This window comes from Pseudomonas sp. UBA6276 (genome assembly GCF_002438365.1).
GTDB classification, from domain to species: domain Bacteria; phylum Pseudomonadota; class Gammaproteobacteria; order Pseudomonadales; family Pseudomonadaceae; genus Aquipseudomonas; species Aquipseudomonas coleopterorum.
The window spans coordinates 1,958-9,380 of sequence record NZ_DJUS01000177.1 but is presented as its reverse complement, the minus strand read 5'-3'; the positions used below and the strand labels follow the sequence as shown (position 1 = coordinate 9,380).

4 protein-coding genes are annotated in these 7,423 nt (G+C 62.3%); 3 read left to right on the top strand and 1 reads right to left on the bottom strand.

The annotated features are described in order from the left end of the window. Positions 1–136 precede the first annotated feature (136 nt). From B2V21_RS20000 to B2V21_RS19990, 3 genes are all read left to right on the top strand, one after another. On the top strand, positions 137–1,192 hold the full coding sequence (locus B2V21_RS20000; protein ID WP_286917820.1) for a hypothetical protein: 1,056 nt from the start codon (positions 137–139) through the stop codon (positions 1,190–1,192). 126 nt (positions 1,193–1,318) lie between these two features. Further along, positions 1,319–2,803 (top strand): ATPase domain-containing protein, encoded by a 1,485-nt coding sequence (locus B2V21_RS19995; RefSeq protein WP_122742270.1) that lies wholly within the window; start codon positions 1,319–1,321, stop codon positions 2,801–2,803. Between the two features lie 2 nt (positions 2,804–2,805). After that, positions 2,806–4,833 carry a hybrid sensor histidine kinase/response regulator gene (locus B2V21_RS19990; RefSeq protein ID WP_286917819.1) on the top strand — a complete coding sequence of 676 codons (2,028 nt, stop codon included), beginning with the start codon at positions 2,806–2,808 and terminating at the stop codon, positions 4,831–4,833. 1 nt (position 4,834) lies between these two features. On the opposite strand, the gene B2V21_RS19985 is transcribed toward B2V21_RS19990, so the two are convergent. Beyond that, positions 4,835–7,411, bottom strand: coding sequence for a UvrD-helicase domain-containing protein (locus B2V21_RS19985; RefSeq protein ID WP_286917818.1), 2,577 nt, complete (start codon positions 7,409–7,411; stop codon positions 4,835–4,837). Between the last annotated feature and the right edge of the window lie 12 nt (positions 7,412–7,423).

Below are 7,423 nucleotides of genomic sequence, written 5' to 3'. Positions count from 1 at the left end.
GGCTTTTCACACAGAGCCTAGTAAACCTCACCCATGGGTGGCTTGCCAATGGTCGCCGCCCTCTCGATTTGACTGCGCCTCGGCAGTGACCCAAGCTGAATACCCCGGCCAAGCCTGCGCCTCTTCGGATACCTGCATGTCTAAACGCGTTCGCCTTTCGCTGATCTTGACTGTGTTTTCGCTGCTGCTGGCAGGCCTGTGGTATGCCTTGCGCCCCGCCGCCACCACGGCGCCGGTTGCACCGCAACAGGGCTACACCAAGGCCCTGAACCAGGCCCGCAACGGTCAACCAGGCGCGGCCCGCGTGCTCTATCAGCAGCTGGCGCGCAGCGATCTTGCACCCGAGCGCCGCGCTGCGCTGTATGCCCAACTGCACAACTACCCCAGCCCGCAGGCGCTCAAACTGGCCAGCGCCGATCTGCACAGCGACGAGGCGCAGGTACGACATGCCGCGATCGATGCGGTAATCGGGCTCGTCCCCGAAAGTCAGCGCAGCGTGCTGCTCGGCCCGTTGCTGGAAGACGAGGATCAGGCCATCCGCTTCCATGCCGCCAGTGGCCTGCTCGGCCTGCCGGTCGATGAGTTGGGGCTGTATTTCGCTCACCTGGACAAGGTGGTGAACGCCTACATCGCCGACCTGCAAGGACACACCGACGACGCCACCGCTCAGCTCGAACTGGCGCGCCTGTATCTGCACGATGCGGCCTACCCGCAGGCAGAGCAGGCCCTGACGCGATACCGCACCTTGGCGCCCGACGACCTTGAAGCCATTGCCGTGCAAGTGGAGCTGCTCGAACGCCAAGGCAAAAGCGACTCGGCCCGCGCCTTGCTGGCTGAGCAGTTGCTCGCCCATCCGCAATCGGCGCTGTTACAGCAGCAACTGGGCCTCTGGTTGATGGCCCATGACGAGGACGAATACGCCCTGCTCGCCCTCGCCCGTGCGGTGGAACTGGCTCCGGACAACAACCATTACCGCTACGTGCTGGCCACCAACCTGCACGACCTGCAGCAGATCGAGGCGGCGCAGAAACAGCTGGAAGAGATCCTGCGCCGTGATCCGGCCAACCGCCGCGCCCGGGTGCTGTTGATCCAGTACTGGAAGGAAACCGGGCAGTTGCAGAATGTGCAGATACTGTTGGCCGAACTGGAACAGCAGAACGCCGACGATCCAAGCCTGCAACAGGGCCTGTGAAATCGCCCAGTTCCAATGGCGAATTTCGGTCATGCCACCCAGGAACCTCGCTACCGGCACGGTGTCCAGTATCATGCTGTAGCACATTGCGCAACGCAGCCCTTCCCGCTACCCGAGGATACCTTTTTGACGACGGCCAAAGCAGCCACCGGTATTGCCGGGCTGGACGATATCTTGGGCGGAGGTCTGACCCGCAGCCATATCTTCCTTCTGGAAGGCCAGCCGGGCGCAGGCAAGACGACGGTAGCGCTGCAATTTCTCCTCGAAGGCGTTGCGCAGAACGAAACCTGCCTCTATATCACCCTCTCCGAAACCGCCAGGGAGCTGCGCGAAGGCGCCCTTTCCCATGGCTGGGAGCTGGACGAACGGGTCACGGTGTTCGAACTGACCCCACCCGAATTGGTGCTGGACCTGCAACAGCAGCAAAGCCTGCTGTACAGCAGCGACCTGGAGCTGGGCGAAGCGACCCGGCAGATCTTCGATGAGGTGGAACGGGTAAAACCCTCCCGGGTGGTGTTGGACAGCCTCTCGGAGGTGCGTCTGCTGGCTCAGGGTTCGCTGCGCTATCGCCGGCAGATCCTGGCCATCAAACACTATTTCGCCCGCTTCCATGCCACGGTGCTGCTGCTCGACGACATGACCAGCGAGCCGCTGGACAAGACGTTGCACAGCATCGCCCACGGCGTGATTCGCCTGGAAGAAACCGCACCCGACTACGGTGCCGAACGGCGCCGTCTGCGCATCATGAAATACCGTGGGCAGAAATACCGCGGTGGCTATCACGACTTCACCATCCAGCCCGACGGTATTCACGTTTACCCACGTCTGGTGGCGGCCGAGTTCCGTGCCCGCTACGAACGCAGCCAACTGACCTCGGGCATCGCCGAACTGGACGCGCTGCTGGGCGGCGGTGTCGAGAACGGTTCGAGCACCTTGATCATCGGCCCTGCCGGTACCGGCAAATCCTTGCTGTCCATGGTCTTCGCCGCCGCAGCGGTGGAGCGCGGCGAAAAAGTCGCGCTGTTCATCTTCGACGAAGAACTCAGCCTGCTCTTCGAGCGCATGAAGAACCTGGGCATCGACCTCGAGGCCTACCAGCATCGCGGCCAGATGATCATCCAGCAGGTGGACGCTGCCGAGCAGTCGCCCGGCGAGTTTGCCCACATGGTGCGTACCAGCATCAACCTGCATTCCATCAAGACGGTCGTGATCGACAGCATCAACGGCTACCACGCCGCCATGATGGGCGAAAGCACGCCGGTGCTGCACATCCACGAACTGCTGCTCTACCTCAACCGCCTGGGCGCCTCCACCTTCATGACCGTGGCTCAGCAGGGGCTGGTTGGCGACATGAAGGCGCCGGTGGACATCACCTACCTGGCCGATACGGTCATCCTGTTGCGCTACTTCGAGGCGCTGGGCAACGTGCGGCGTGCGGTGTCGGTGATCAAGAAGCGCTTCGGCAGCCATGAAAACACCATCCGCGAATACAAGATCAGCAGTCAGGGCATGACCGTTGGCGAACCACTGAGCGCGTTCCAAGGGGTGCTGCGCGGCGTACCGACCTACATCGGTGAAGCCCGCCCCCTGCTCGAAGCAGACGATCAGTGAAGATGTCCATCCCCACCTCGGAACGGGTGCTGGTCCTGGCGCCCCTGGGCCGCGATAGCCAGGTCGCCTTGCAGATCCTTGGCCAGGCGGGCATAGAGGGGGCTGCGGTGGCGGATGTCGACCAGCTTTGCACACACCTGCAACGTGAAGGCGCAGGCGTGTGCCTCATCGCCAACGAAGCGCTGTCCGAAGCCCGGATGCAGCCCCTGCTGGTTTATCTGAGTCAGCAACCGGCCTGGTCCGACCTGCCGATCGTGCTGATGACCCACCAGCGCGCCGCCGATCAGGCGCAGTCCATGCGCCTCGCGGCGCGCCTGGGCAACGTGACCTTCGTGGAGCGCCCGTTCCACCCCATGACGTTGGTCAGCCTGGCCAAGACCGCCATTCGTGGCCGTCGCCGTCAATACGAAGCCCGGGATCGTCTGCTCGACCTGAGTGAAAGCGAACAGCGCTTGCAACATGCCATGAGCGCCGGTCGCCTCGGCGCCTGGGAACTGACCTGCCACCCGCTACAGCTGAATTGCTCGAACCGGACCCGCGCCCACTACGGCATCGAGGCCGGCGCCCGCTTCGATTACTCAGATTGGCTGTTGTGCGTTCATCCCAGCGATCAAGCGATGATGCAGGAAGCGCTGATCGACAGCCTGCAACTGGGTGCCGATTTCGCCGCGCAATTCCGCAATCGCTGGCCCGACGGTTCGCTGCACTGGGTCGACGTGCGCGCCCGGGCGATCCCTGACGAGAAAGGCCTGATCCAGGCGTTGGTCGGGGTGACCACCGATATCACCGAGCAGAAGGCCGCCGAACAGCAGTTGCGCGAACTCAACGGCAACCTGGAACAGCAGGTCGAAGAACGTACCGCTCAGGTGCGCATCAACGAAGAAGCCCTGCGCCAGGCGCAGAAGATGGAAGCGGTCGGCCAGTTGACCGGGGGCATTGCCCACGACTTCAACAACATGCTCACCGGCATCATCGGCAGTCTGGAACTGATGCGTCGACGCATGAAGCGCGATCAGTTCGACGACCTGCCCAAACTCATCGATATGGGGATCAGCTCGGCCAACCGCGCAGCGTCGCTGACCCACCGGCTTTTGGCGTTTTCCCGCCGTCAGTCTCTGGATTCCAAGCCGGTCCAGGTCAACGAGCTGGTCCGCTCGATGGAAGAGCTGCTGCACCGCAGCCTCAACGAGAGCATCACCTTGCACCTGCGCCTCGACCCGCAACTGTGGATCGCCGAAGCCGACCCGCATCAGCTGGAAAGCGCCCTGCTCAACCTGGTGATCAACGCCCGCGACGCCATGCCGGGGGCTGGCGAGGTGATCGTCGAAACGGGCAATCGTCATCTCGACGAACGCTTCACCTCCGGCCAGCAGAATCTGGAGCCGGGCGACTATATCCTGCTCAGTGTCAGCGATACCGGGCTGGGCATGGACCCCGCCGTAGTCGACCGTGCGTTCGACCCGTTTTTCACCACCAAACCCATCGGCCAAGGCACCGGCCTTGGGTTGTCGATGATCTACGGCTTCAGCAAGCAGTCCCGCGGGCACGTGGCCATCGACAGCACACCCGGCCAGGGCACCACGGTGCAGCTCTATCTACCGCGTTGCTACGCCTCGCAGCTGCCGCACGCGCTGGTGCCGGTAATCGAGTCACCCATGGCGCGCAACGGCGAGACGGTATTGATCGTGGAGGACGACAACGCGGTGCGCACCTTGGTCTGCGAAGTGCTGCGCGAGCTGGGTTACGGCTACCTGGAGGCAGCCGACGCCAGTGCCGCACAACCGATTCTGGCGTCCGGGCAGCGCATCGACCTGCTGATCAGCGACGTCGGTCTGCCCGGCATGAATGGCCGGCAACTCGCCGAAGTAGCGCGCACCCTGCGGCCTGGGCTCAAGGTGCTGTTCATCACCGGCTATGCCCAGGATGCGGAAGTGCGTGCCGGTTTCCTCGATGACGGCATGCAGATGATCACCAAGCCGTTCGCCTTCGACGTCCTCACCGCCAAGGTCCGGGAGATGTCCCAGGCTTGATTCAGCGCTTGGGCTTGATCCGCAGGTCGCTGAAGCATGGCAGGCTGGCGTCGACGCGGTCGGAGGCGCGGGCGCCGGGCCTGGTCGCCGTTTCCACGTACCAGTAACAGCTGTGGATGGCTCGGGTGATCCCGACGTAGGCCAGGCGCAGCGCTTCTTCATGCTGAGCGCTGTCGTAGCCGTCCGTCTGCCCCGGTGGCGCCAGACCGGCCAGGGCATACACCTTATTCTTGTAGGGCGAGCGACTGGCGTATTGGCAGTCGCCCAGGAGAAACACCGCATCGGCCTGTAGCCCTTTGGCGCTGTGGAAGGTGAGCTGACGCAAGCGACGCTGCTCCACCGGCAGCGCCTGCTCGAGCTGCAACAGGCCCTGGATATGTTCGGCCAGTGCCTGGCGATCACTGTTGCGGCGATACAGCACCAGAATCGAATCGCCGGCCGCATGATGCTCGGTGGCGCGCCGGGCGAGGTCTGCAAGGTCTCGAGTCAGGACGCTGACGGGTACCGGCTCGCGAGTGAACGTCGTGCGCGCCTGGGCTTTCTTGCCCGGTATGGCCGGCGCTGATGCGACGACATGTTCGGCGGCGTCGATCACGACCTGGTGGCTGCGGTAGTTGTCGATCAGCAGGATGCGCGTGTGCTTGTGGGCACTGAAAGTGCGATTGAATTGCATGAAGTAGCTGGGCGTACTGCCGCGCCAGCCGTAGATCGATTGCCAGTCGTCACCGACGCACATCAGCGAACTGTGCTGGGCCGCTCGCTCACCGGCCAGAGAAGAACCTCGACGAAGGATTTCGGCAAGGCTTGCCTTAAGCCAGCCGACGATCTGCGCAGAAATGTCCTGGAATTCATCGACCAGCAGATGAGACATGGGGCGCAGGGCTTCATCGGGCAGCTCGCAGACCCTGGAGTCAGAGCCCTCTCCCAACAGCGCGAACATGCGGTTGAACAGCATGATGGGCGGGGTCTGCCGCTGCAGGTGCGCTTCGAGCGCTGGCCAGTAGGTGCGTAGTGCGGCAAAGAAGGCCGCTTCGGGGTCACCGGCTTCCCAGGTCATTCGGTCAATGGCATCGACTACCTGCAACCCGAGATTCTCGATGAAGGTTGCGGCGGCCACGAAACAATCGAGCAGTGGCGCTGGAGAAAGCTCGCCAGGGAGCTGGTACTCGAAACCCGGACCGGACAGCGCCTTGCTATTCAATGCGCTCAAAACTTTTTTCGCATCGGCCGGGTTATCCAACCAAATCAGTGGCTTATCGCAGAAAGCTTGAAAAAGGGTGCGCTTAACGGCCCACTCACCCCAGACAGGTATCTTGGCGCCCGGCCGGGTCAATTGGGAGTCGGTATTGGCATCGAAACCCAATACAACCCATGTGTCGAGTTTAGCTATGTACCCATGGGTATGGAATGTAAATCCTTTTATATCAATGGCTTGGCGATCTATCTTGATCCCCTTTATAGGCCAAGCGTTCGTTTTTCGCCATTGATCTTCGATCAGGTCACACAGCTCAACATCGCGGGCACTGGCCAGGCTCAGGGCCTTGAGGCGTTTCTGTACATCAGGGTCTTGCGGGTCGAGCTTGCGCAACTGGGCTGCGCCTTTGCGCAGGCTGGCGATATGACTGGCAAATGCAGGATCGCTGGTCATCAGATCGCGATAGCACTCGTTCATCAACTGGCGCTGGGTATCGTTGAGACGCAGCTGGAAGGGGTTGGCTTCTTCGGCGCCTGCGCCAGCGGCGCCCAGATTCTCGAAAGCGCGAACGTCGGACAGGCCAGGAAGCGCATGGACCATGGGCAGAACCAGCGAATGGTAGGTTCTGACGACTTCACGCAGATTCTCGAATAGATACGAAACCTCCCATTTATCAAAGGCTTCGCATAACTTCTTGATAAAGTCTCGACGTGACTCCCGGGTGAAGGTTACGACGCTGAGGCTGTCGAGTTCGAATCCTAGGTAGTGGTGCAGGACCAGCACTCTGAGCACCAGCGACGTGGACTTGCCCGCGCCGGCGCCAGCGACTACGCACGTGGCCGGTGTGGTACTGAAGATCATCTTCCACTGCGCGGCGCTTGGTTGAGCGTGTTCGGGAAGCCGTGCAGCGACGTCGGCCTTGATGGTCTTTTTCAGGGCTGGGGTGAGTTCTAGTTGCCAGGGGGCGAACAGCAAAGGCTGTGGCGCCGGTAGCGTGGCGGGCTTCTTTGGCGCATGGGCGGGCCGCTTCGACGTTGATGCGGGAGAGGGTTCGCAGGAGGGTTCGGGCGCAGGTGATTCGATCAGTGGCGTATGGAACCAGGCATCACGTTGCTGCGAACGCAGCCAACGCCAGCCCCGGGCAATCAGGCTTTGAGCCTGACGGTCTTTGTCGGTGGGTTGCGATGACACGAAAACTCCTGGGCATGTCGCGAGAGCCGCAATATACCAAAGATCCTTATCGCTGACGCTGAGCAGGTCAAGCGGTGTGCCTGATGCTCCGTGGTGCCTGCCGACGCGGCTTGCGCCGCTGCTACAGGGGCCGTGTTTGCCATCGGTCCGCGCGTCGGCGGTGCGTGCGGTGTATCTGGAAGACCGCGTCAAGGCCGGACGCGG

Excerpts from the sequence above, each read along its gene's own strand:
- B2V21_RS19990 (WP_286917819.1), top strand. The coding sequence starts at position 2,806 with ATGTCCATCCCCACCTCGGAACGGGTGCTGGTCCTGGCGCCCCTGGGC.
- B2V21_RS20000 (WP_286917820.1), top strand. The coding sequence starts at position 137 with ATGTCTAAACGCGTTCGCCTTTCGCTGATCTTGACTGTGTTTTCGCTG.